We start from the raw sequence: 22,759 nt of genomic DNA on the forward strand, positions 1-22,759 counted from the left end.
AAGATGAGATTTCCCATTGCGCAAGCAAGTAAGATCCCTCAAAGACGATGAGGTAGATAGGTTCGAGGTGGAAGCGTGGCGACACGTGCAGCTGACGAATACTAATCGATCGAGGACTTAACCAACTTTGTATCGTGAACGTTTCACCAATCAATCAATGTCGGGTATCCAGTTTTGAAAGAATAAGGAAAAGTTTTTTGTCAAAAAAAGCTTGTAAAAACCTGTGAGATTGGTATAATCAATCTTGTCTTTCAAAATAAAATCAGTCTGGTAATGATGGCAAAGAGGCCACACCCGTTCCCATCCCGAACACGGCAGTTAAGCTCTTTTGCGCCGATGGTAGTTGGGGGTCTCCCCCTGTGAGAGTAGGACGTTGCCAGTCTGATTCATTATTCCGAAGTAGCTCAGTGGTAGAGCACCGCACTGTTAATGCGATGGTCGTAGGTTCGAGTCCTACCTTCGGAGCCAATTTTGGAGAGCTGTCCGAGTGGCCGAAGGAGCATGATTGGAAATCATGTAGGCGGGCAACCGTCTCAAGGGTTCGAATCCCTTGCTCTCCGCCAGAAGATAAATTCCAAAATATATATGGCCCCTTGGTCAAGCGGTTAAGACACCGCCCTTTCACGGCGGTAACACGGGTTCGAATCCCGTAGGGGTCACCAATTTCATGGAGGATTAGCTCAGCTGGGAGAGCATCTGCCTTACAAGCAGAGGGTCGGCGGTTCGATCCCGTCATCCTCCACCATTTTACTCTTACATAGAAATAAGCAGTTCTGAAACTGCGAATGTAATTTGTAAAGTATACTAATATTATCGCGGGGTGGAGCAGTTCGGTAGCTCGTTGGGCTCATAACCCAAAGGTCGCAGGTTCAAATCCTGCCCCCGCAACCAAATGGTCCCGTGGTGTAGCGGTTAACATGCCTGCCTGTCACGCAGGAGATCGCCGGTTCGATCCCGGTCGGGACCGCCATTTTTTTCAAAGTTGTGGGTCAGTAGCTCAGTCGGTAGAGCATTAGATTGAAGCTCTAAGTGTCGGCGGTTCGATTCCGTCCTGACCCACCATTTTTTATTAAAGAAACAACTCCATGCCGGAGTAGCTCAACTGGTAGAGCAACTGACTTGTAATCAGTAGGTTGAGGGTTCAAGTCCTTTCTCCGGCACCATTTTTACGGTGGGGTAGCGAAGTGGCTAAACGCGGCGGACTGTAAATCCGCTCCTTCGGGTTCGGCAGTTCGAATCTGCCCCCCACCACCAGTTTTTAGGGGCATAGTTTAACGGTAGAACAGAGGTCTCCAACACCTCCGATGTGGGTTCGATTCCTACTGCCCCTGCCATTTTTAAAATTTTATGTTGGCGGTCGTGGCGAAGTGGTTAACGCACCGGATTGTGATTCCGGCACTCGGGGGTTCAATTCCCCTCGTCCGCCCCAAGTTTTCATTCACGTTTTTGTACTTATAAATTTAGTAAAGTGGCGGTCGTGGCGAAGTGGTTAACGCACCGGATTGTGATTCCGGCACTCGGGGGTTCAATTCCCCTCGTCCGCCCCATCTTATTAGTGGGGTATAGCCAAGCGGTAAGGCAACGGGTTTTGATCCCGTCATGCCCTGGTTCGAATCCAGGTACCCCAGCTTTATGCGGAAGTAGTTCAGTGGTAGAACGCCACCTTGCCAAGGTGGAGGTCGCGAGTTCGAACCTCGTCTTCCGCTCCAATTTTTGGCGGCATAGCCAAGTGGTAAGGCATGGGTCTGCAACACCCTTATCACCGGTTCGAGTCCGGTTGCCGCCTCCATAACTATTTTGCCGGCGTGGCGGAATTGGCAGACGCGCGGGACTCAAAATCCCGTTCCTTCACGGGAGTGTCGGTTCGACCCCGACCGCCGGTATCATCAAAGGGCCTGCCTGCCCTTTCAAAACCTCCTACAGTGAGTAATCACTGTAGGAGGTTTTTTGTTGTGTCAGTCGATTGTCTGATAGCTTTATATTAAAACTCAAATAGAAAAAATAACAAGCGGGAGGAGGTGGAAATAAACAATTATGTTTTGTAACAGCAACTTTTAAAAAACTGTTGCATAAATTCCTGTGTGCCACGGAATTTCGATGGGACACAGGCTCATGTGTGCGGTGAACCATTAAAGCACATCAAATTTAGACAAGCTCCGGTAAGTCTCGGGCTGAGGTTCTAGTATTACCGATTTGTGGTCTTACTGAAAGAGCTGGAGCAGCACTGAAAGAATCTGATTCGTTAGTAACTCGTTACCAGCTGCAATTTATTAGCTAGCAGATTTTTTGCACATGAATTTTTAAGTATTAACTGAAAGATCTTTTTTGTTTGGCTTTTATTCCAAATGTTATATAAAAGTTCATCTGTTATGTCGATAAAGTATTGGCTAGAGAAATAAGATGTGCTATAATAATTCTTGTCCGCTAAATCACTACTTGCCGGCGTGGCGGAATTGGCAGACGCGCGGGACTCAAAATCCCGTTCCTTCACCGGAGTGTCGGTTCGACCCCGACCGCCGGTATACAGCAAGTTAAAAACAACGCCCTGACGTTAACGTCAGGGCGTTGTTTTTTTGTGTAAACTTATTATATGATTCCCTGAAATCGAAGAATGACTTCAGCAATAACAGCTGATCCGAGAAAAGTACCAAGCAAGACGCACATGCCTACAACAATGGTTTTCCATCCCAACTGAACAAAATCAAACCATGAGCGTCCGATAGAAACACCGGCATAAGCCAAAATCGGTGTGGCAATGGCCAATAGGTTGACTTCTGTTGTGTAAGTGACAATCTGTTCTGCACCCGGCATCCCAGGTATCGTCAAAATAAGGCCAATAATTCCTATGTAAGCGATGCTGGGCAGTTGGAAGGGAAGCAGCCGGTGAATGATTAAGCCGGATAGGCTGATGCCTATTAGGATGGCTATGCCGGGAAGCGCGTTCCAAGGCAGCACATCATAGCCAATCCAATTGCCGACCAGCATGATGGTGCCAATGATCATGAAGACCAAAATCCATTCCTTAAGGCTTTTTAACATAGTCTACGCTCCCTTTCGCTGCTTGTTCTTTTTTCTCTTTGTTTTTTGATAAGATTTCATACATTTTGACGGTCAATGGCAACCCGACAAAAATACTCATATACAAGCCAGTCACTGACGAAATCAAATTGCTGACTCCTGAAAAGGCGGTTAAGGTTTCGCTCATCTCGGGAAAGGCAGCAACTAAAGGTCCGAGAGAAGCTGCAGCCATGCTGCCGCTGCCGACACCCGTTGCCATCGCAAACGAAATCGGATGCAGTGGTGTCACGGTTGCCAAGAATCCTGAAATCAATCCAATGAAAATTGACCCGAAAACCGTACCGAAAATATACATGGCCATAACGCCGCGCCCTTCAGGAGAAGATAGTCCGTATTTATCGGTAATCAAAGCAAGGTTGGCTTCGCGGCCGATGGAATGTGTCATGCCGATGCTTTCTCTTTTAAGGCCAAGAAAGACAGCCAGGGGCAAAGCGATTAAAATGGTGCCCAGATTTCCAAATTCCTGAAGCAATAAAGCTGGACCTGCTTCAATAATCTGGGGAAGGGCAGGACCTGCTTGCACACCAAACTTCGCGATCAAAACGGAAACTGAAAGAAATACCAAAGGTTCTGCATTGATGGATTGTTTGTCGTTGACCAGTGGTGTGAAATATAATGCCAGACCGATTACTACCGCATAAAGCATCGGCAGCAACAGAATGGTTCCCGGTCCAACAGGAATAGCGAATGTACCGATCGATTCGGTTAAGGCCACAATGGCCAACACAATAACATGCAGCCGCCAATCTTTCCATAACTTCAGAGCTTGTTCGCTCATATAGCACCTACTCCTTCTGTGTGGGAGAACAACGGCTCTCCATGATTAATCAGTTTGCATTAACGGCAGGCTGATCTTTTTTTGTATAACTCAATGCCGCCGCGCCTAAAACTTTCGCAGCTATCAACAGGGCGCGTTCGTCAATAGTGAACTTAGGGTGATGGTGAGGGTATGCTTCAACCTCTTCTGGATTTTTAGCACCGGTAAAGAAGAATGTTCCTTTTTTATGTTGAAGGTAATAGGAAAAATCCTCGCCGCCCATGATAGGTTCGGTTTCTCTGACATTCTCTACACCTGGGACAGAAGGTGCAAGAGCCGCCACAAACATCGTTTCTACTTCATGATTGACCGTAGTTGGGTATCCCCGGGTGTAGGTATACTCATAATCAGCATCTGACACCAGGCACGTTCCTTTGATGACACGATCGATTTCCTCTTCAATAAAATTGCGAATCTCTTCTTTGAATGTTCGAACAGTTCCAGTCATTTCAGCTGTATCTGCGATAACGTTGTATGGATTTTTTGCTTCAAAACTGCAGATAGAGACAACAGCAGATTCCAATGGATCAATACGGCGGCTGACAATCTGCTGCAGGTTGTTGATCAGCTGTCCTCCGATGACAATGCTGTCTTTTGTGTCATGTGGTCCAGCTCCATGGCCGCCTTTTCCGAGAATCTTGATATCGAAGCGGTCAGGCGCAGCTTGAAGAGGGCCTGAGCGATAGCCAATTTCTCCAAGGGGCATCTGAGCTTGAAGGTGCGTACCAAAAATGACATCGACACCATCTAGGCAGCCATCTTCGATCATGGCCTTTGCACCGCCTGGAGGCAATTCTTCAGCATGTTGGTGAAGAAACACAATCGTGCCTTCGATGTTCGCCTGCATGCTGTTTAATGCTTTTGCTAACCCGAGCAAGCTTGCAGTATGCCCGTCGTGTCCACAAGCATGCATCACTCCATCATTTTTAGATTTATAAGCGACTTCCGTCTGTTCCTGAATAGGCAATGCATCAAAATCAGCCCGCAAAGCAATTGTGGGTCCCGGTTTGGCACCTTTTAGAAAAGCAAGAACCCCATTTCCACCAACGTTTGTCCGCACTTCGTGTCCCAGTTTTTCATGGAAATCAGCAATGTATTTAGCGGTTTCGACTTCCTCAAAAGACAGTTCTGGGTACTCATGGAGAAAGCGCCGGATGTCTACAATTTCATCGAACAACTCATCAAGCTTATCAAATAGTCGATCCACTGAAATCCCTCCTACGAATTAATATTCTAATACTATCATAATTATTCATAAGGAACTATAAGAAATATATGGAAAACAGGCAAAATTCAGTTTAAAATAATGAGCATAAGAGAGCACCGTAATTTTAAAATCGTCGCAACCGTTTTATTCCATTAGCTGAGGAGGATAACCATGCAGACGGAAAACTGGTATGCATTGGAAACTGCTGACGTCCTGAAGGTTTTTAAGGTGGCAGAAGATGACGGTTTTACGGAAGAAGAGGTAGCAAAACGACAGTTGGAATTCGGGGCGAACGAATTGCCAGAACCGAAGAAAGACCCGGCGCTCATCAAGTTTTTTAAGCATTTCAACGACGTGCTCATTTATGTGCTGCTCGGTGCCGCTGTCATCACTTTGTTTTTAGGACATTACATCGATACAGCTGTGATTTTAATGGTTGTGGTCATCAATGCGATTATCGGCTATATCCAGCAGAGCAAAGCGGAAAAGGCATTGGACAGTATTCGCAAAATGCTGTCATTAAAAGCAACCGCGCTGCGCAGCACGGTGAGAAGACAAGTACCTTCTGCTGATTTAGTGCCCGGCGACATTGTGGTGCTCAGTGCTGGAGATCGTATTCCGGCAGATATCCGCATCTTGGTGGCGGACAATTTGAATGTAGAAGAATCATCGCTAACAGGTGAATCAACTGCGGTCGAAAAAAATCCAGCCGTGCTGCCGGATGATACAGGGTTAGGTGATCGCTTGAATATGTTGTTTGCAGGGACGACGGTAGCTTCAGGTTCAGGGACTGGAATTGTTGTGGCAATCGGAGAAAATACCGAGCTCGGAAAAATCAGCTCTTCTATGGAAGAAGTCGATAAGTTGCAAACCCCTTTATTAAAGCAAACTGCAGCGTTTGGAAAGGTTATCTCGCTGATTATTGTCATCAGTGCTGCTGCGATGTTCGGAATCGGCTACTTTTTTCATGATTATGAAACAGCAGAGCTGCTGCTGGCGATTATCGGATTGACAGTAGCTGCGATTCCTGAAGGGCTCCCAGCGGTATTGTCAATTATTCTGGCGCTTGGTGTGCAGCGGATGGCAGGAAAGAACGCCATTGTCCGCAATTTGCCGTCTGTTGAGACGCTTGGAGCCGTGTCAGTGATTTGTTCGGATAAAACAGGGACTTTGACCAGAAATGAAATGACCGTTACTTCGGTTACTTTGTATGACAAAGAGTATACCGTGACAGGCACTGGCTATTCACCTGATGGGAGGATCCTTTTTGGCAAAAAGCCAATCAAACTTGCAGATCATTCAGAGCTGCAGGAGTTTCTGACAGCTGTCAAAACAGTCAATGAAGCGCATTTAAGGTGCGATGAAAAAGGGCACTGGGTCATCAGTGGTGATGCGACAGAAGGCTGTCTGATTACTCTTGCTGAAAAAGCAGAAGAAACGGTCGAAAGACTGCAAATCCTGTCGAAAATACCCTTTGATTCGAGTTACAAGTATATGGCGGCATTGGTTGAAATCGACGGGAGTAAATGGATTTATGTGAAAGGGGCGCCAGAGCGTCTATTGAAAATGGCGGGTTTAGAAATTTCTTTTGGAGAAGGTGAGCGGTGGCAGGAGAAGTTGTCTCAGCACACCAATAAGGGAGAGCGGCTGATCGGGGCAGCGGCAAAAAAAGTCGATGATGAGACTTTGTCAATTGACCATAAAGACATGAAGTCCGGATTCCGGTTGATCGGGGTAGCAGGAATTATTGATCCTCCGAGGGAAGAAGTGATTGAAGCGATCCAGCAATGCCGGAAAGCTGGAATCATTGTGAAAATGATTACTGGAGACCATAAAGACACAGCCGTGGCTATTGGAGCTCAGATGGGCATAGGAGATGGCGAACGTGTACTTGAAGGCAAAGACTTGGACCGAATGGATGAGCGGCAATTGACGCACGCAGTGCTGAATTACGATGTCTTTGCGCGCACCAGTCCGAATAATAAGCTGCAGCTGGTGAAGGCGCTGCAAGCCGAACAACATATTTGTGCTATGACTGGTGATGGCGTCAACGATGCACCAGCGCTCAAACGTGCGGATATCGGCGTGGCAATGGGGATCAAAGGGACGGAAGTATCCAAGGAAGCTGCAGGAATGGTCCTGGTGGACGACAACTTTAGCACTATTGTCAATGCGGTAAAAGAAGGCAGGCGTGTATATGACAACTTGAAAAAAACAATCCTGTTTATCCTGCCGACCAATGTATCGGAAGGTGCTTTAATCTTTGTCAGTATTTTATTCGGAACTGCACTGCCTTTAACGGCGGTTCAAATTCTCTGGGTGAATATGATTTCCGCTGTGACCATTTCCTTGGCCATTGCTTTCGAAAAACTGGAGCCGGGCGCCATGGAGCGGCCGCCGAGAAAACCAAATACAAAATTGCTGAGCTCTTATTATATTTTTCGAGTCGCGTTTGTTTCACTCGTCATCTGTGGAGGAATTTTACTAATGAATACGCTGTTGGCCAGCCAGCAGTTGGACCCTGCGATCATCAATACGATGACGCTCCAAGCATTGGTCATGTCGCAATTAATGTACTTATTTAATTGCCGCAGCGAAACTGAATTTGCTTTAAACCGAAACTTCTTTTCGAACAAAGTTGCATTTTTGGTGTCAGGCATTTTGATTGCTGTACAGCTTGCGGTGACTTACGTGCCTTTCATGAACTTCCTGCTCGGAACAGTTCAATTGCAAGCTCAGTATTGGTTGTGGCCATTCGCAATTGGAATTTCAGTTTTTGCAATTGTGGAACTGGAGAAATGGACTGTGCGCCAGTTTAACGAATCCAGATGATCCCTTAAAAAAACTGTCTTATGATTTCCATAAGACAGTATTTTTGTGTTGAGGCTTGCGGGTTCTTCAAAACGGAGCTTTTGAGTTTCACTCTGAAAATGTGTATGCTGAGACATAATCGGTAATTCTGCAGAACAAAGGAGAATTTGATGAGACCTATACACAGTGATATTTTGGAGTTCAGAGGAAGCCATTACGATTTTGGGGTGAAGCAAGGAGAACTTTTAAAAGACAGCATTACCCTGGACAATCGCACAAAGCAATGGAAGGCGAAAAGACCAAGGTTTGAAATAGATGTACAAGACACAGAAGCGGCTTACCGCCAATTTGCCCCTGGCATTTGGGACGAACTGACGGGTTTGCAGGAAAGCCTTCAACTGCCGCTGGAGGATGTGCTGCGTGATTTTGGAGGCTACCGGATTGACGCAATGCCTTCTGGCTGCTCGATTGTTACCGGATCGGACTTTATGGTCCGCAATTACGACTTTCATCCGCAAACCTATGAAGGACGGTTTAGCCTATTTCAGCCAAATGACCAGGGCTATGCCATTATCGGACCAACTTCCCGTATTACCGGACGGATGGATGGCATGAATGAGAAAGGGCTGGCAATGGGGTATAATTTTACGCATCGGAAAAAACCAGGAGACGGATTTGTTTGCTACCTGATTGGCCGAATCATCCTGGAAACTTGCGCCACCATTGAAGAAGCTGTGGAACTGCTGAAAGAGATTCCGCATCGTGGTTCGTTCAGTTACATCGTGACCGACACAAGCGGTGAAACACGAATCATTGAAGCAAGCCCCCGATCGGTCGATGTCCGGATCAACAATGTCTGCACCAATCATTTTGAAATCCAGCAACATGAAAACCGCAACTACTTAAAAGACTCGTATGATCGTCAGGAAGCCATATACAATCAGCAAAGCCAGACAGAAGATGCGCTGCAGGCGTTCCGTTTGTTCAACGATACGGACAAAGGTGTGTTCTCGCAGTTGTATAAAAGCTGGGCAGGGACTATACATACGTCTCTTTATTTGCCGCAGGAAAAGAGTGTTTGGTTCGCGCTTGGCGGAAACCAGCAGCCGGCAGTTTTCAATTTTGACAGCTGGCTGAAGGGAGAAGAGTTGAACATTCAAAAAATCCACGGAGCGGTGGATACGGATATTGGTTTTGCACACGTAGACAAGCAATTTCCATCCAAACAAGAAAAAGGCGCCGGCATTTAAATTGCCGGCGCTTGTCATTTTATAGTTCCACCATATGAGCAAATGGTAGGTGTGTGTCGATTTTTCCGTTAATGCGTTTAGCGTATAAGCGTTCGCCCTGCAGCCATTTCTCGAAATCAAGCATGAGTGGCAGACGGTCCGGGCCAATGGCAAATCCAACTTCCAGGCTATGCTGGAAATAAGAGGCAGTATGCAAGGTGCCGGAAGCTGTACTGTATTTTTTCGAGAAAACCCCTTTATCGGAGTCATTCAGCAGCCGAAATGCACTGTAGGCGTCGATTTGGTTTTGCTGCTGCGCCAGCATTTCTCGCTCTCTTCTGCGGGAGTCGTCTGTCTGGTAGCGGTTTTCTTCCACCAGCAATTCAAAATGATTGGTGGAAACAGCGGATTCCCGAACCACAACAGAACGCGGAGAAGCTTCCACGACGACCGATTTCCCGGTGCGGTCCAACAGTACATAACTGAAAGAACGGCGATGCGGCAATTCTTCCAGCAATGCGACCGCGTCATCGATGGTGGCGCAGTTTTCTAAGATGAGTCGGCCGATCATATTGCAGATAAAGCCGTTCTCCGAATTGCGGCGGTTGATGAAATTATAGCCCATTACCAAACCTTTTTCGTTCATACCATCAGTGCGGCCGGTAATTTGCATGGTTGGTCCGATGGTTGCAAACCCGCCGTCCGTCGGCTGATACAAGGCAAAACGCCCTTCATAGCCTTCAGGTGAACTGTCGTAATTTCGGACCATAAAATCAGATTCGGTGTAAATGGAACAGCCGCTCCGAGTGTATTCAAGGTAGTAGCCACCGAACTCCTGGATAGCGTCATGCATTGGCCAATTCAAGGCATCGGCAAGGCCGTTGATTTCCTCCCACACTCTTGGGGCTAACGTCATTAAGATATTTTGTGCGCGTTGTTCGTCTATGATCAAATGGCGGCTGGAAGCTTTGCGTTGTTTTTGGCGGTTGGGAAGAATCAAAGACTCTTTCAGCAGTTCTCCCTGCATCCGGCCAAAATCGTAATGGCTTCCCCGAAACTGAACAATGTCGCTGTGTACTCGTTTCATCTGGATCCCTCTTTTATTCATCAATGTAAGAAGAGTTTACTGCATCGTTGTACGAATAGAAAAGAATATGCCTATAGGCTGGAATTCGGTTGTATGCGTCGTGCTGAGAAGGAAATTTTTAAGCACTAATGAAATAAAATAAAGACCGGCGCTCTGTTTCTCGAAGCGTCGGCCTTGCTATTTTTAGCGTTAAACTACGTAAAACTCAGCATCTCCACCGTTGATGCCGGTAAACATATTGGATGCAGCAGTCAGCAGCTGCAAAGCAGTGTCTCTCTCCATGGACGGACGCAAATAAAAGATATGCAAGGCATTTTTTGTCTGTTCGGTGACAGCGGTCCGTTTGGAATCAACATAGGGACTGCCAAAGGCACCTTCTGCATCTTTGGATACGAGAATGCCAGTTAGTGTGTTGACGCGGTTGTTCAAGCCCTCATAGCGGTCAGTGCTGCTCGCAACGGCAATTTCAACATCGCCTTTAATGCTGTCCGCATCATAAAGCCCAAGCGGAATTTCGTATTGCAGCGAAAGAAAGCTGTTCATGTCAATGGCGGAATTGATCGTCGACAAGTAATTTTGTTTTTTGATTCGCCGGTACAGCGCTTCTGCGGATGGCCGGTAACGGCTCGGATCAGCGCCCAGTGCTTTCCAGACCAATTGCCATTCAAGCAGTCCAGGAAAATCTGTCGGGTCTTTATCTTCCAAATCAAAGTACAGCTGCTCCTGAAAAAGCTGGAGGCGGCCTTTTAACATTTGAGGTGACTCTGAAACGGTGATATTGTTATAATGAATGATGCCAATTTTAAAATCGCTGATCGTTTCGTTTATGTGAGGATCGATTGTCAGTTTCATTGCAATCTTCCTTTCGCGTAGGGGTTTTTATTATCGTATCATAGAATTGAGTGAGGGGTTACGACATGAATCTTGATCAATTTCAAAAAGAGCTTGTTGCGTATGCCTCGGAGATCGGAATTGATAAAATCGGCTTTGCATCAGCAGAACCTTTTTATAGCTTAAAGCATCAGTTGATTCGCCAGCAGCAGTTGAATTACCAGTCGGGATTTGAAGAGCCGGACGTAGAAAAACGGACGCGGCCGGAGCTGCTGCTGAATGAGGCCGTCAGCATTGTTGCCATTGCGATCGCCTATCCATCAAAAATGGCGGATGCGCCGCAGGGAGTCAAAGGTGCGCGGCGCGGAATATTCTCGAGATCGTCGTGGGGCAAAGATTATCATGCGGCACTCAAGGAGCGGCTGACGCTGCTGGAAGCGTTCATAGCGGCGCGTTACCCGGAAGCACGCATGCGGTCGATGGTGGACACAGGAGAGCTGTCTGACCGGGCAGTGGCCGAACGCGCCGGCATTGGCTGGAGCGCAAAGAATACCAACATCATCACGCCGGAATTTGGTTCCTACGTTTATCTTGGCGAAATGATTACCAACATTCCGTTTCGTTTTGATGAGGCCATGGAAGATCAATGCGGCGACTGCCGATTGTGCATTGATACTTGTCCGACAGATGCAATTGTCGAAGGCGGGCAGTTGAATGCCCAGCGCTGTATTTCGTTTTTGACGCAGACCAAAGGATTTTTGCCGGATGAATTTCGCGGCAAGATCGGCAATCGGCTGTATGGCTGCGATACATGCCAAACCGTGTGCCCGAAGAACAAGCGCAAAGCCAATCAAATCCACGCAGAATTTGAGCCGGATCCAGAAATTGCCAAGCCGCTGCTTGAGCCGCTGTTGACCATTTCAAATCGGCAGTTCAAGGAAAAGTTCGGATATGTGTCCGGTTCGTGGCGGGGCAAAAAGCCGATTCAGCGAAATGCCATTTTGGCGCTGGCGCATTTCAAGGAAGAGACGGCAGTGCCCGTGCTGATCAATTTATTGACGAGCGACGAACGGCCGGTCATACGTGGAACCGCGGCCTGGGCAATCGGTAAGATTGGGGCATCTGAAGGCTTGGAGGCGCTAAAACGTGCGCAGCAGGAAGAAAAAGATAGAGACGTTCAAGAAGAAATTCAAAAAGGATTGGCATTTTTTGCTGAAAGATTGAAAGGATAAGTGACAGATTTGGCTATTCATATTGTGTTATACCAGCCGCTGATTCCAGCGAATACAGGAAATATCGCGCGTTCATGCGCAGGGACGGGAGTAAAGCTGCACTTGATCCGTCCGCTCGGGTTTTCCACGGACGACAAGATGCTGAAACGTGCCGGACTTGATTACTGGGAGCATGTCGATATTCATTATTATGATGGCTTGCAAGAGCTTTTCGACCGCTATCAAGATGGCGAATTCTATTATATTACGAAGTTCGGCGCAAAGCCGCATACCTCATTTGATTTTTCGGACAGAGAAAGTGATTATTTCTTTGTTTTTGGACAAGAGACAAAAGGATTGCCGAAGGAATTGCTCGAGCAAAATCCCGACCACTGCTTGCGCATCCCGATGAATGACCATATCCGGTCGCTTAATTTGTCGAACACGGCGGCCATTTTGATGTACGAAGCCCTGCGCCAACAGGATTACCCAGGCTTGGAATAGAAAAAAGGACAGCGAAGTTCGCTGTCCTTTTGTACTATTCTCTTTCGTTTGTTCCAGGCTTGTCATCGTATCCAGCAGTGAAAATAGCTACTAGGAACGAAACACAAATACCCAAAATAAGGATTAAGTTCATAATAATGACCTCCTTGAAATGTGCATCTTTGTTTAGTATAGCTTACCATAGGGAAAAATGAAATATGTAACATCTATTGAAATGTGGATAAATTCTGTCGGTCGGAAAGACTACTGACGAAAAAAATGAAACTTTTTTGATGCCCGTCCGTATATAGTAGATAAGATAGTTAAAGAAGGGATGATAATGAATGAAAATGAAAATTTCTGTCGCTTTGCTCTGGATCACGGGTCTGGCTGAAGCATTTCTGGCAATTCCACTAATTGGCGGAGGCTTTGTCATCAGCACCGGCTATTCAGTTTTGGGGGTCATGTTTGTACTTCATGCGATCACGTTGTTCTTCTGCTTCCGCGAGTATTCACCGAAATCCGGATCGATTCTTGGAATCATTACTAGTACGATAGCTTGGATACCAGGTATCGGCTGGGTGTTCCATTTGATTACAGCAGCCGTCTTGTTAATCACAGCAGCTGTGTCTGGCAATAGAGCACGCGTCTAAACAAAAAACCGCCTTTTGGCGGTTTTTTAAATGCAATCATTTAATGAGGCGCAATAAGCAATTGGATGACAAACAACACGGCAAATACATAAAGAATTGGATGAACCGATTTGCCTTTCCCTTTAAACAGTTTCATCAATGGATACGAAATAAATCCGAAAGCAATACCGGTCGCGATGCTTGAAGTTAAGGGCATTGCCAAAACAATGAGGAATGCTGGAAAGGCTTCGTCGAATTTTTCCCATTCTATGTGTTTGACTGCACCAATCATCAAGCTTCCGACAATGATCAATGCAGGTGCCGTAATTGCGGCCACACTCGATAAGGAGCCGACTAAAGGACCAAAAAACGCAGCGATAATAAACAGGATGGCAACCGTCAAACTGGTCAAGCCGGTGCGACCACCCGCTGCCACGCCTGCAGATGATTCCACATAAGCAGAAGTCGGGCTTGTCCCAACCATGGCACCGGCTGTTGCCGCAACAGAGTCAGCGAGCAAGGCTTGGCGCATTCTTGGCATTTTATTGTCTTTCATCAAGCCTGCCTGCTTGGCTACACCGATCATTGTGCCGGTCGTATCAAACAAGGTCACCAGCAGGAACGAAAAGACAACGCCATACAGACCAAACTCAATCACCAATTGGAATGCTTCGATCGGGTTCCAAATGAGGATGCCTTCAGGCAATGAAGGCAATTGCATCAAGCCGCCTTCAAATTTTAGTTGGTCTGTAAAAAAGGCAACGATTCCGGTAACGATCATTCCATAGAAAATGCCTCCATGAATGTTCAAAGACATAAAGATAACTGTAACCAGTAAACCGAGCAGCGTCAGTGCGACCGGTGGGGAAGTCAAATCTCCCAATCCGACGAGGTTGGCTTCATTGGCAACAATCAAGCCGCTCAACCGCATGCCGATAAAAGCAATAAACAACCCGATTCCAGCTGTGATGGCATGCTTCAAGTTTTCAGGAATGGCCTGAATCAATATTTTCCGCATAGAGGTGAGTGACAGCAACACAAAAATAAGGCCAGCGACAAATACTGCCGCAAATGCTGTGACGTAGTCAATGGCACCATCCGAACCAAGCACCATGGAGGTGAAGTAGGCGTTCAAGCCCATGCCCGGTGCAATGGCAATTGGGTAATTGGCGGCTAATGCCATCCAGAGAGTACCGATGGCAGCCGCGATAATCGTCGCCAAAAACACCTGGTCAAACGGAACGCCCGCAGCACCTAAAATAACAGGGTTGACGATGACGATATAGGCCATCGTCAGGAAAGTCGTCATTCCGGCAGTAATTTCAGTTTTTATCGTGGTATTATTTTCTTTTAAATGAAACATAAGGGGTTCCTCCTAAAACACGAACATTTTTAAACAACAAAACATATATTATTCGTTTTATTAATAGAAAGCAAGGGCTTTTCAACAAAACCTTAAAGTCGAATTTATCTAATATTATTTGTACAATAAAAAAGAAAGGATGATGAAAATGAAATTAGCAATCGACTCGACAAAAACTTTACATAATGGTGTAGAAATGCCACGTTTTGGGTTAGGCGTGTACAAAATGACTGATAAAGAAGCGGCAGTAGAAGCGATGATCACAGCGATTGGGGCAGGCTATGGAGCAATTGACACGGCTACCGTGTACGACAACGAAGCCGAAGTGGGCGAAGCAGTGCGGAACTCCGGCGTTAAGCGGGAAGAGCTGTTCATCACATCTAAAGTTTGGAATACCGACCAGGGATATGATGAAACTTTGCGTGCGTTTGAAGCTTCGTTAGAGCGTCTCGGCTTTGATTATTTAGACTTGTATTTGACACATTGGGCGATCGAAGGGAAGTACGTGGATACTTACCGTGCCATCCAGCGCCTCTATGATGAAAAGTTGGTCCGGTCAATCGGCGTCTCCAACCACCAGCAGCACCATTTGGAGAAACTTTTGGCAACGGCCAATACCAAACCGATGGTCAATCAAATCGAATTGCATCCTCAATTGACACAGATCCCCCTTCGCAGCTTTTGTACCGATCAGGACATTGCGGTAACATCCTGGTCACCATTGGCGCGAGGTCGGCTATTGGAAGATCCGGTGCTTTCGGAAATCGCCAATATGTATGGAAAGACCATTGCACAAATCATCATCCGCTGGCATTTGCAAAGCAACTTGATCGTCATCCCAAAATCCGTAACCCCTTCGCGCATCAAAGAAAATGCACAGGTATTCGATTTTTCATTGACGACAGAAGAAATGAAAATGATTGACGGACTGAACCAGGACTGGCGCAGCGGCACACATCCTGACGATATTAAAGCATAAGAAAAGCAAGTTCCCCGAAAAGGAACTTGCTTTTGTCTTATCTTGCCGAATCTTCCACGACCACTTTTTCATTAGTGAACGGGTGGATGAATGACATGCGGAACGCGTGAAGATGGTAGGCGCCGTCTTGTGTAGACGGCCCTTCGTATAAGGTATCGCCAACAATTGGGTGGCCGATATGGGCAAGGTGGGTACGGATTTGGTGCGTGCGTCCTGTTTCAAGTGTCAGGTGAAGCAAGGATTTTCCTTCCATCTGCTTCAACACACGGTAATGCGTTACGGCGCTTTGGCCCGTTTGGGAAACCATGCGGCGGGTTGGGTGATGGCGGTCGCGGCCAATCGGGAAATCAATGGTGCCGGATTTATTATGGACTTTGCCTTTGACGACAGCTTCATAGTCACGGACCAACTGTTTTTGTTCCAACATACGGTCCAAGACATTTTTGGCGACAGGATGCTTTGCGACCATTAACAGGCCGGAAGTTCCTTGGTCCAAGCGATGGACGTGCTCACCGTAAGATCCACCGTTGCGGATGATATGTCCAAGGATAGCATTGATGAATGTATCGGTTTGGCCGACTTCGTTTGGATGCGTCGCCATGCCCTTTGGTTTGCGGGCGACGATAAAGTGATCGTCTTCAAAAAGGACCGGCAGCTCAACATCGTGTTTCGGTTCGTATGGCGAGTCCGCAGGCGGCAAGTCAAAGTGCAGGACAGTTCCAGCAGGCAATGGCTCTTTCCAAATGACCTCCTGGAATTTATCGTTTTTGACGCTTTTGGCCATACGCATTTGATGGACCACTTTCTTGCCAAGGCCCCATTCGGTTCTTAATAATTCTTCAACGGTCATGCCGTCATCTTTGATTTCGTAACTCCAAGTCATGTGGTTTCCTCCATAAAAAAGGATCATGTGACAGGCACATGATCCTTTTGTCAGTTATTTTTTAACTACATCAGTGAAAAATTGTTCAATGTTCTCTTTCGGCTGAGCACCGACCCAACGTGAAACTTCTTCGCCATTTTCATAATGGATCAATGTGGGTGTAGCCTCGATAGAGTATTGTTGCCATCCCTGATCATACTCTAACAGATTATACTGTAAGACGTCTACATCCATATCTTCAGCAACCGGCATCAAAACAGGTGTGGTCTCTTGGCAGTATTGGCAAGTCGGGCTAAAGAAATAAACCGTCGTCGGATCACCGCTGGCAATTTGTTCATCCAAATCAGTTGGTACGATGATGTTTTGGTAGTTCTCGTCATCCAACTGGTCAATTGTCGCTTGCTCTAAATCTTCTGTATCGTACGGATTGTCTGCCATTTTTTCATTATTTGCCTGGCTTGTCAAAAAAATGATTCCAGCGAATATGACAACAACAATTCCCGCGATGATTAATAATTTTTTCATTTGTGATTTTCCTCCTTAAGGGACTTCAGTAAATAAATGCTCATTCCAGCAATCAGGATAAATGCAATCAACGCTAAAAATGGAATGGTGATGAATCCGAGATAGTTGATGTATTCTCCAGTACATGGAACCTGTCCACAAGATGGTGCGGAATCTGCCAAGAAATCAAGTTTCTGCAACCCGTAATGATATAGCGAAATTCCTCCACCTACAATAGAAAAAATTAATGTGGTCGCTGCGATTTGCACATTTTTCTGGACATAGGCCACGCCAATGACGATGACGAGCGGATACATGAAAATGCGTTGGATCCAGCACAGATTGCACGGGGCATAGCCGCGGATTTCAGAAAAATAAAGCGAACCTGATGTGGCAATGAGAGCCACTACCCACATGGAAAGCAAAACATTTTCCTGGCGTTTCGTCATTTGGTGTTCCCTCTTTTCAAAAAATACTTCCATAGAATTATAATTGTTATCGTGATACAAGTAAAATAATATCAACCTGAGCAACTATGCTATATAATAAAGTTTGAAACTTTTGTGAAGGAGAGCTGTACTGTGGCAGAGCAATTCGATTTATCCCATTTCGAAAAAAGCATGATCATTCGTGAAATGAATTATGCAGATATAAATGCCATCCTGGAAATGCAGCGTTTATGCTTTCCTGGAATGGATCCATGGAAAGAAGAACAATTAAGAAGCCATTTGGGCGTTTTCCCCCAAGGTCAGATGATTGCTGAATTGGACGGCACAGTGATTGGCTCATGTTCGAGTTTGCTGATTAACTTTGATGAATACGACGATCGCCATACTTGGGACGACGTAACAGACGCCGGATACATTACTAACCATAATCCGGACGGCTACAATATGTACGGCATTGAAGTCATGGTGCATCCGGAATACCGCCGGATGAAAGTGGGGCAGCGTTTATACGAAGCCCGCAAGGAACTTGCCCGCGAACTAAATTTAAAATCCATTATTATCGGCGGACGCATCCCGAATTACCACAAACACGCGGATGAAATGTCGCCGCGTGAATACGTTGATTCGGTATCGCGCCATAAAGTATACGATCCTGTATTAACCTTCCAGTTGATGAACGGCTTCCAATTAATGCGCATCAACCCGAACTATTTGCAGGACGATTTAGCATCCGGCAAATATGCAACCTTGATGGAATGGAACAATGTCGATTACAAGCCGATATCCAAACGCCATTTTAAAACGAGTTTGCCGGTCCGGATTTGTGTCGTGCAGTATTTGATGCGTGCCATTAAATCATTCGACGATTTGGCCAGCCAAGTTGAATATTTTGTAGACGTTGCTTCTGACGCACATTCAGATTTCGTGGTATTCCCAGAAATCTTTACCACACAGCTAATGTCGTTCCTGAATGAGCCGTCGCCAAGCCAGGCAGTGCGCAAACTGACTGAATACACGCCTCAGTATATTGAACTGTTTACGGACCTTGCAGTTCGTTACAACGTCAACATTATCGGGGGATCGCATTTCGTCAAAGAAGAAGACGATGAAATCTACAACATTGCGTACCTGTTCCGCCGCGATGGATCTATCGACAAGCAGTACAAAATTCACATCACGCCAAATGAACGCAAATGGTGGGGGATTTCTGCCGGAGATTCGGTCCGCGTCTTTGATACCGATTGCGGAAAAATCGCCATTCAGATCTGCTACGATATCGAGTTTCCTGAACTCGCACGCATCGCAACAGATATGGGCGCCAATATTATTTTCACGCCGTTCTGTACAGAAGATCGACAAGGCTATCTGCGTGTTCGCTACTGTGCACAGGCGCGCGCAGTGGAAAACCAAATTTATACCGTCATTTCCGGGACGGTCGGCAACTTGCCGCAAACCGAAAATATGGACATCCAATATGCTCAATCGGGCATTTTCGCTCCATCCGACTTCGAGTTTGCACGTGATGGAATTGTCGGAGAAACCAATCCAAACCTGGAAATGGTGCTGATTGGGGATGTCGATTTGGAAATCCTGCGTCGCCAGCGCCAAAACGGAACGGTTAAGCAATTGAAAGACCGCCGCCACGATGTCTACAGAGTGGAATACAAAAAAGATTAATTACAGCCGCTTCCTTAAATGGGAGCGGTTTTTCTTTGGGTTATTTGGTAAACTGGAGACTAATCAAAAGAATTTATTTTTATAAAGGGCTTCCGGCACAACATCCGCAGGAATGCACAGGCCTTTTGTAGAATAGCTATAAGTGAGACTTGTTGGACATACTTAAATAACAATAGATGGAGGAATGTACATGTCATGGAAAGAACGCTTTAAACGCTGGTCGGATCACAAAGGGCTTGACGAAGAAACACGGAAATCATTAGATCTGCTAAAAGAAGATGAAAAGTCGGCAGAAGATGCTTTTTATCAGGATCTGGTATTTGGTACCGGGGGAATGCGCGGTGAAATTGGACCCGGCACAAACCGCATGAACGTTTACACGGTGCGAAAAGCTTCACAGGGCATTGCGGATTACATAAAACACAACGGCGAACAAGCGATGGCGCGTGGAATGGTGATCGCTTATGACAGCCGCCGCATGTCCCCTGAGTTTGCGGAAGAAGCAGCCCGTACGTTTGCTGCAAACGGCATCCACACCTATTTATACAGCGCTGCACGTACAACACCGCAGCTGTCATTCAGCGTACGCTACTTGAATGCATTTATGGGAATTGTCATCACGGCCAGCCACAATCCGCCGGAATACAATGGCTATAAGGTCTATGCAGAAGACGGTGCCCAGTTGAATCTGGAAGATGCTGACCGCGTGATTGATTATGTCAGCCGCGTAGAAGACGAACTGGCCATCGACAACGAAGGATTTGACGAGTCCCTGCTTGTCCGGATCGATGAAAAATTGGATACGGCTTATCTGTCCAATGTATTGACTGTTCAGGAGCATGATGCGAGACCGATCTCGGCTGTTTTCACGCCTCTTCATGGAGCTTCGGGTGCAACCGTCAAACGGCTCTTGGATTCGGCGGGCTATGATGAGATAACGTATGTGGCCGAACAGATGGAACCTGATGGCGAATTTCCAACGGTGAGCTCTCCAAACCCGGAAGAAGCTGGAGCGTTTGAATTGGCTGAGGAATACGGCAGGAAATCAGAAGCTGACTTGCTGATTGCTATTGATCCTGATGGAGACCGCGTCGGCATCGCTGTATGGAGCGGACGGCAATACGAATTGCTGAGCGGCAATCAGACTGGCGCTATCCTTATAGAATATTTACTGAGCCAAAAACAGGTAAAAGACACCTTACCAACAAATGGCCGTATTTTCAAAACCATTGTAACGTCTGAATTTGGCCGTGTAGTGGCTGAATCTTACGGCATTGGCTGTGAAGATGTTTTGACCGGCTTTAAATTTATCGGGGAAAAATTGCGTCATAATGATGCCGACCCGCAATTTGAGTTTTTATTCGGTTATGAAGAAAGCTATGGTTATTTAATCAAAGACTTTGCACGGGACAAAGATGCAGTGCAAGCAACTTTATTGCTGGTTGAAGCGGCATCGTTCTATAAAAAGCAAGGCAAAACGCTGCATGATATTTTGGTTGAACTTTATAACCGTTTTGGCTGGTACCGGGAATCGCTGGTATCCGTTACTAAAAAAGGCATCGATGGGGCACGTGAAATCACTGCGCTGCTGGAAGACTTGCGGAAGCAGCCGGTTCAAGCGCTTGCCGGCATTCCTGTCGTATCGATTGAAGACTATGAAACCCAAAACCGCAGTTTTGTCGATTTGGGCACTAATGAAAAAATCGAATTGCCGCAATCGAATGTTATCAAATATTTCCTAGAGGACGGCTCCTGGGTCTGTGTTCGCCCAAGCGGCACAGAACCGAAAGTAAAGTATTACTTTGGCATTACAGCAGCAACCCAACAGGAAAGCGATGAAAAACTGGAACTGTTGAAAGAATCGTTTTTGGAAGAAGTCAATAGCCGTTAATTAACCAGCTCCCTGAAAAGGGGGCTTTTTCTTACTGGTATAGGCACTTCACTTTTCTCGATTGTCCAGACTCCAACGCCCAGCTCTTCGGGCCATAAGCCAACCCGGCTGCGTGGCAAAGAACGCCACTCTGCCGGTGTGTCTTATGCCTGTCAGAGCTGAACGGGCGCTTCCGCTTTTCTCGGTTGTCCAGACTTCAGCGCCCAGCTCTTCGGGCCATAAGCCAACCCGGCTGCGTGGCAAAGAACGCCACTTTGCCGGTCTGTCTTATGCCTGTCAGAGCTGAACAGGCGCTTCCGCTTTTCTCGATTGTCTAGACTCCAGCAGCCAGCCCCTCGAGTCGCTTCAGCCCTACCAGCAATGGCAAAGGCCGCCATCACCGGTAAGGCTTCCAGCGCTTGTCGGGGCTAACCGGCTGCTTCCGCTTTTCTCGGACAAAAGTACGAGGGAGGATTTTTTTGAAAACGTGTATGGTTAAATGAGGATGAATGAGGTGAGCGTTTATGGTGGTCGGAGAACCTTCCAATATCACATTGTTGAAAGAAATCGCTGAATTGCTTAATGAGGAAACCGACATGGTGCGCATGCTGGAAGGCGCTATCCGAAAATTGTTGGGCGGCTCTACTTTTGAAACGGCGTGGATTTTTTTTATTGATGAAAAAGGAAAACATCAATTGGTGGCACAAGCAAACTTGCCAAATTCGTTAGAAGATAATGGTTGCAGACATCTGCAAAAAGGCGGCTGCTGGTGCGTCAAGCGCTACCACGATGGCGATTTGGACAAAGCGTCCAATATTATTGCCTGTCAGCGAATCGAAAATGCCATGCCCGCCAAATCTCGAGAGCCTGGAAGCATTACGCATCACGCTACGGTTCCGCTGCAGTCAGGCAAGGAAAAATTCGGTCTGTTGAACATTGCTGCACCAGACACGGTCCGATTTTCTAATGACGAATTGGCTCTTTTGGAATCGGTGGCTTTTCAAATTGGATCAGCTATCAAAAGAATTGGCTTGACCAAACAGGAACAAGAACTGGCACTCGTCAAAGAACGCAATCGATTAGCCCGCGATTTGCATGATTCGGTCAATCAATTACTGTTTTCGGTAACCTTGACCGCTCGTGGAGGGGTAGAAATGTCAGAGGACGCACTGGTACAGGACACATTTCGCGATATTCAGCATTTGACGCAAGAAGCGCTGAATGAAATGCGGGCGTTAATTTGGCAGCTGCGGCCAAAAGGGTTGGAAAGCGGATTGCTTGATGCCATAAAAGGCTATGGTGAAATGCTTGGCCTGACAGTCGAAACCAAAATGACGGGCGTTATTCAATTGCCTTCCCGCATCGAAGAGACCTTGTTTCGAATTTCGCAGGAATCGCTGAACAATGTCCGGAAACATTCAGGGGTCAATAAAGTCGAATTGTATTTGTCGGTCACAGCAACAGATGTTTTATTGGTATTGAAAGACGAAGGGCGCGGATTTGTCTTTGACCAAGGAATAAATCTGCCATCTATTGGCATCCAAAGCATACGCGACCGCGCGAAATTAGAAGGCGGAACTGCTGACTGGTCGAGTGAAATTGGCAAGGGAACGGAAATCCTGGTCCGGATTCCGTATTAACGGGGAGT

Annotated in this window: 18 protein-coding genes, 17 tRNA genes and 2 rRNA genes; 28 read left to right on the plus strand and 9 right to left on the minus strand. The window is 46.6% G+C overall.

The window, feature by feature from the left end; all coding sequences use genetic code 11:
• From AC4EHK_RS15935 to AC4EHK_RS16025, 19 genes are all read left to right on the plus strand, one after another.
• A 23S ribosomal RNA gene (locus AC4EHK_RS15935) occupies positions 1 to 125 on the plus strand; the annotation flags it as partial.
• A 141-nt stretch (positions 126 to 266) separates the two neighbouring features.
• Positions 267 to 382: ribosomal RNA gene (gene rrf / locus AC4EHK_RS15940) — 5S ribosomal RNA — on the plus strand.
• An 11-nt stretch (positions 383 to 393) separates the two neighbouring features.
• Positions 394 to 468 (plus strand) — tRNA-Asn (locus AC4EHK_RS15945).
• A gap of 5 nt (positions 469 to 473) precedes the next feature.
• Positions 474 to 563 (plus strand) — tRNA-Ser (locus tag AC4EHK_RS15950).
• Between the two features lie 24 nt (positions 564 to 587).
• Positions 588 to 662 (plus strand) — tRNA-Glu (locus AC4EHK_RS15955).
• Positions 663 to 669: 7 nt separating this feature from the next.
• Positions 670 to 745 (plus strand) — tRNA-Val (locus tag AC4EHK_RS15960).
• A gap of 69 nt (positions 746 to 814) precedes the next feature.
• Positions 815 to 891: transfer RNA gene (locus AC4EHK_RS15965), tRNA-Met, on the plus strand.
• A gap of 3 nt (positions 892 to 894) precedes the next feature.
• Positions 895 to 970 (plus strand) — tRNA-Asp (locus tag AC4EHK_RS15970).
• 16 nt (positions 971 to 986) lie between these two features.
• A tRNA-Phe gene (locus AC4EHK_RS15975) sits at positions 987 to 1,062 on the plus strand.
• 25 nt (positions 1,063 to 1,087) lie between these two features.
• Positions 1,088 to 1,163, plus strand: a tRNA-Thr gene (locus AC4EHK_RS15980).
• 7 nt (positions 1,164 to 1,170) lie between these two features.
• Positions 1,171 to 1,254: transfer RNA gene (locus AC4EHK_RS15985), tRNA-Tyr, on the plus strand.
• A gap of 6 nt (positions 1,255 to 1,260) precedes the next feature.
• A tRNA-Trp gene (locus AC4EHK_RS15990) sits at positions 1,261 to 1,334 on the plus strand.
• A 19-nt stretch (positions 1,335 to 1,353) separates the two neighbouring features.
• Positions 1,354 to 1,429 (plus strand) — tRNA-His (locus AC4EHK_RS15995).
• 42 nt (positions 1,430 to 1,471) lie between these two features.
• Positions 1,472 to 1,547, plus strand: a tRNA-His gene (locus AC4EHK_RS16000).
• Between the two features lie 9 nt (positions 1,548 to 1,556).
• Positions 1,557 to 1,628 (plus strand) — tRNA-Gln (locus AC4EHK_RS16005).
• Between the two features lie 6 nt (positions 1,629 to 1,634).
• Positions 1,635 to 1,709, plus strand: a tRNA-Gly gene (locus tag AC4EHK_RS16010).
• A gap of 6 nt (positions 1,710 to 1,715) precedes the next feature.
• A tRNA-Cys gene (locus tag AC4EHK_RS16015) sits at positions 1,716 to 1,789 on the plus strand.
• A gap of 10 nt (positions 1,790 to 1,799) precedes the next feature.
• A tRNA-Leu gene (locus AC4EHK_RS16020) sits at positions 1,800 to 1,883 on the plus strand.
• 555 nt (positions 1,884 to 2,438) lie between these two features.
• A tRNA-Leu gene (locus tag AC4EHK_RS16025) sits at positions 2,439 to 2,522 on the plus strand.
• 64 nt (positions 2,523 to 2,586) lie between these two features.
• Here AC4EHK_RS16025 and AC4EHK_RS16030 read toward each other — a convergent pair.
• From AC4EHK_RS16030 to AC4EHK_RS16040, 3 genes are read right to left on the minus strand one after another with little or no spacing between them, the layout of a single operon-like run.
• Positions 2,587 to 3,039 carry a hypothetical protein gene (locus AC4EHK_RS16030; RefSeq protein WP_490979771.1) on the minus strand — a complete coding sequence of 151 codons (453 nt, stop codon included), beginning with the start codon at positions 3,037 to 3,039 and terminating at the stop codon, positions 2,587 to 2,589.
• A complete protein-coding gene (locus tag AC4EHK_RS16035; RefSeq protein WP_490979772.1) occupies positions 3,023 to 3,856 on the minus strand; it encodes a DUF3100 domain-containing protein in 834 nt (277 codons plus the stop codon). The genes AC4EHK_RS16030 and AC4EHK_RS16035 overlap by 17 nt, the downstream gene beginning before the upstream one ends.
• 49 nt (positions 3,857 to 3,905) lie before the next feature.
• Positions 3,906 to 5,102: a M20 family metallopeptidase gene (locus tag AC4EHK_RS16040; RefSeq protein WP_490979773.1), complete on the minus strand. Its 1,197-nt coding sequence runs from the start codon at positions 5,100 to 5,102 to the stop codon at positions 3,906 to 3,908.
• A 171-nt stretch (positions 5,103 to 5,273) separates the two neighbouring features.
• Here AC4EHK_RS16040 and AC4EHK_RS16045 point away from each other — a divergent pair, with 171 nt between their 5' ends.
• Together AC4EHK_RS16045 and AC4EHK_RS16050 are read left to right on the plus strand one after the other, a co-directional pair.
• Entirely contained in the window at positions 5,274 to 7,934 is a 2,661-nt protein-coding gene (locus tag AC4EHK_RS16045) for a cation-transporting P-type ATPase (RefSeq protein WP_490979774.1), read from the plus strand.
• A gap of 149 nt (positions 7,935 to 8,083) precedes the next feature.
• Complete coding sequence (locus AC4EHK_RS16050) at positions 8,084 to 9,163, plus strand: C45 family autoproteolytic acyltransferase/hydrolase (protein WP_490979775.1); 1,080 nt, start codon at positions 8,084 to 8,086, stop codon at positions 9,161 to 9,163.
• Positions 9,164 to 9,182: 19 nt separating this feature from the next.
• On the opposite strand, the gene AC4EHK_RS16055 is transcribed toward AC4EHK_RS16050, so the two are convergent.
• Both AC4EHK_RS16055 and AC4EHK_RS16060 read right to left on the minus strand, forming a co-directional pair.
• Positions 9,183 to 10,229, minus strand: a complete 1,047-nt coding sequence (locus tag AC4EHK_RS16055; protein ID WP_490979776.1) for a C45 family autoproteolytic acyltransferase/hydrolase — start codon at positions 10,227 to 10,229, stop codon at positions 9,183 to 9,185.
• Between the two features lie 189 nt (positions 10,230 to 10,418).
• Positions 10,419 to 11,081 carry a B3/B4 domain-containing protein gene (locus AC4EHK_RS16060; RefSeq protein ID WP_490979777.1) on the minus strand — a complete coding sequence of 221 codons (663 nt, stop codon included), beginning with the start codon at positions 11,079 to 11,081 and terminating at the stop codon, positions 10,419 to 10,421.
• A 65-nt stretch (positions 11,082 to 11,146) separates the two neighbouring features.
• Here AC4EHK_RS16060 and queG point away from each other — a divergent pair, with 65 nt between their 5' ends.
• From queG to AC4EHK_RS16075, 3 genes are all read left to right on the plus strand, one after another.
• On the plus strand, positions 11,147 to 12,292 hold the full coding sequence (gene queG / locus AC4EHK_RS16065; RefSeq protein ID WP_490979778.1) for a tRNA epoxyqueuosine(34) reductase QueG: 1,146 nt from the start codon (positions 11,147 to 11,149) through the stop codon (positions 12,290 to 12,292).
• 9 nt (positions 12,293 to 12,301) lie between these two features.
• A complete protein-coding gene (gene trmL, locus AC4EHK_RS16070; protein ID WP_490979779.1) occupies positions 12,302 to 12,775 on the plus strand; it encodes a tRNA (uridine(34)/cytosine(34)/5-carboxymethylaminomethyluridine(34)-2'-O)-methyltransferase TrmL in 474 nt (157 codons plus the stop codon).
• A 323-nt stretch (positions 12,776 to 13,098) separates the two neighbouring features.
• The gene (locus AC4EHK_RS16075; RefSeq protein ID WP_490979780.1) at positions 13,099 to 13,407 is read left to right on the plus strand and encodes a hypothetical protein; all 309 of its coding nucleotides are present in this window, start codon (positions 13,099 to 13,101) and stop codon (positions 13,405 to 13,407) included.
• 40 nt (positions 13,408 to 13,447) lie between these two features.
• Here AC4EHK_RS16075 and AC4EHK_RS16080 read toward each other — a convergent pair whose 3' ends face one another.
• Positions 13,448 to 14,749, minus strand: coding sequence for an NCS2 family permease (locus tag AC4EHK_RS16080; RefSeq protein ID WP_490979781.1), 1,302 nt, complete (start codon positions 14,747 to 14,749; stop codon positions 13,448 to 13,450).
• Positions 14,750 to 14,897: 148 nt separating this feature from the next.
• On the opposite strand from AC4EHK_RS16080, the gene AC4EHK_RS16085 reads away from it, so the two are divergent.
• On the plus strand, positions 14,898 to 15,728 hold the full coding sequence (locus AC4EHK_RS16085) for an aldo/keto reductase (protein ID WP_490979782.1): 831 nt from the start codon (positions 14,898 to 14,900) through the stop codon (positions 15,726 to 15,728).
• Between the two features lie 37 nt (positions 15,729 to 15,765).
• Here AC4EHK_RS16085 and AC4EHK_RS16090 read toward each other — a convergent pair whose 3' ends face one another.
• From AC4EHK_RS16090 to AC4EHK_RS16100, 3 genes are read right to left on the minus strand one after another with little or no spacing between them, the layout of a single operon-like run.
• Positions 15,766 to 16,611, minus strand: a complete 846-nt coding sequence (locus AC4EHK_RS16090; protein ID WP_490979783.1) for an RluA family pseudouridine synthase — start codon at positions 16,609 to 16,611, stop codon at positions 15,766 to 15,768.
• A 54-nt stretch (positions 16,612 to 16,665) separates the two neighbouring features.
• Positions 16,666 to 17,136 (minus strand): thioredoxin family protein, encoded by a 471-nt coding sequence (locus tag AC4EHK_RS16095; RefSeq protein ID WP_490979784.1) that lies wholly within the window; start codon positions 17,134 to 17,136, stop codon positions 16,666 to 16,668.
• Positions 17,133 to 17,564 (minus strand): disulfide oxidoreductase, encoded by a 432-nt coding sequence (locus AC4EHK_RS16100; protein ID WP_490979785.1) that lies wholly within the window; start codon positions 17,562 to 17,564, stop codon positions 17,133 to 17,135. The genes AC4EHK_RS16095 and AC4EHK_RS16100 overlap by 4 nt, the downstream gene beginning before the upstream one ends.
• Before the next feature lie 132 nt (positions 17,565 to 17,696).
• Here AC4EHK_RS16100 and AC4EHK_RS16105 point away from each other — a divergent pair, with 132 nt between their 5' ends.
• The 3 genes from AC4EHK_RS16105 to AC4EHK_RS16115 all read left to right on the plus strand — a co-directional run bounded on the left by AC4EHK_RS16105 (position 17,697) and on the right by AC4EHK_RS16115 (position 22,751).
• Entirely contained in the window at positions 17,697 to 19,241 is a 1,545-nt protein-coding gene (locus tag AC4EHK_RS16105; RefSeq protein ID WP_490979786.1) for a GNAT family N-acetyltransferase, read from the plus strand.
• 190 nt (positions 19,242 to 19,431) lie between these two features.
• On the plus strand, positions 19,432 to 21,132 hold the full coding sequence (locus tag AC4EHK_RS16110) for a phospho-sugar mutase (protein WP_490979787.1): 1,701 nt from the start codon (positions 19,432 to 19,434) through the stop codon (positions 21,130 to 21,132).
• Between the two features lie 503 nt (positions 21,133 to 21,635).
• On the plus strand, positions 21,636 to 22,751 hold the full coding sequence (locus AC4EHK_RS16115; RefSeq protein ID WP_490979788.1) for a GAF domain-containing sensor histidine kinase: 1,116 nt from the start codon (positions 21,636 to 21,638) through the stop codon (positions 22,749 to 22,751).
• Positions 22,752 to 22,759 lie beyond the last annotated feature (8 nt).

It is taken from the genome of Planococcus sp. TJ-307 (genome assembly GCF_058268435.1).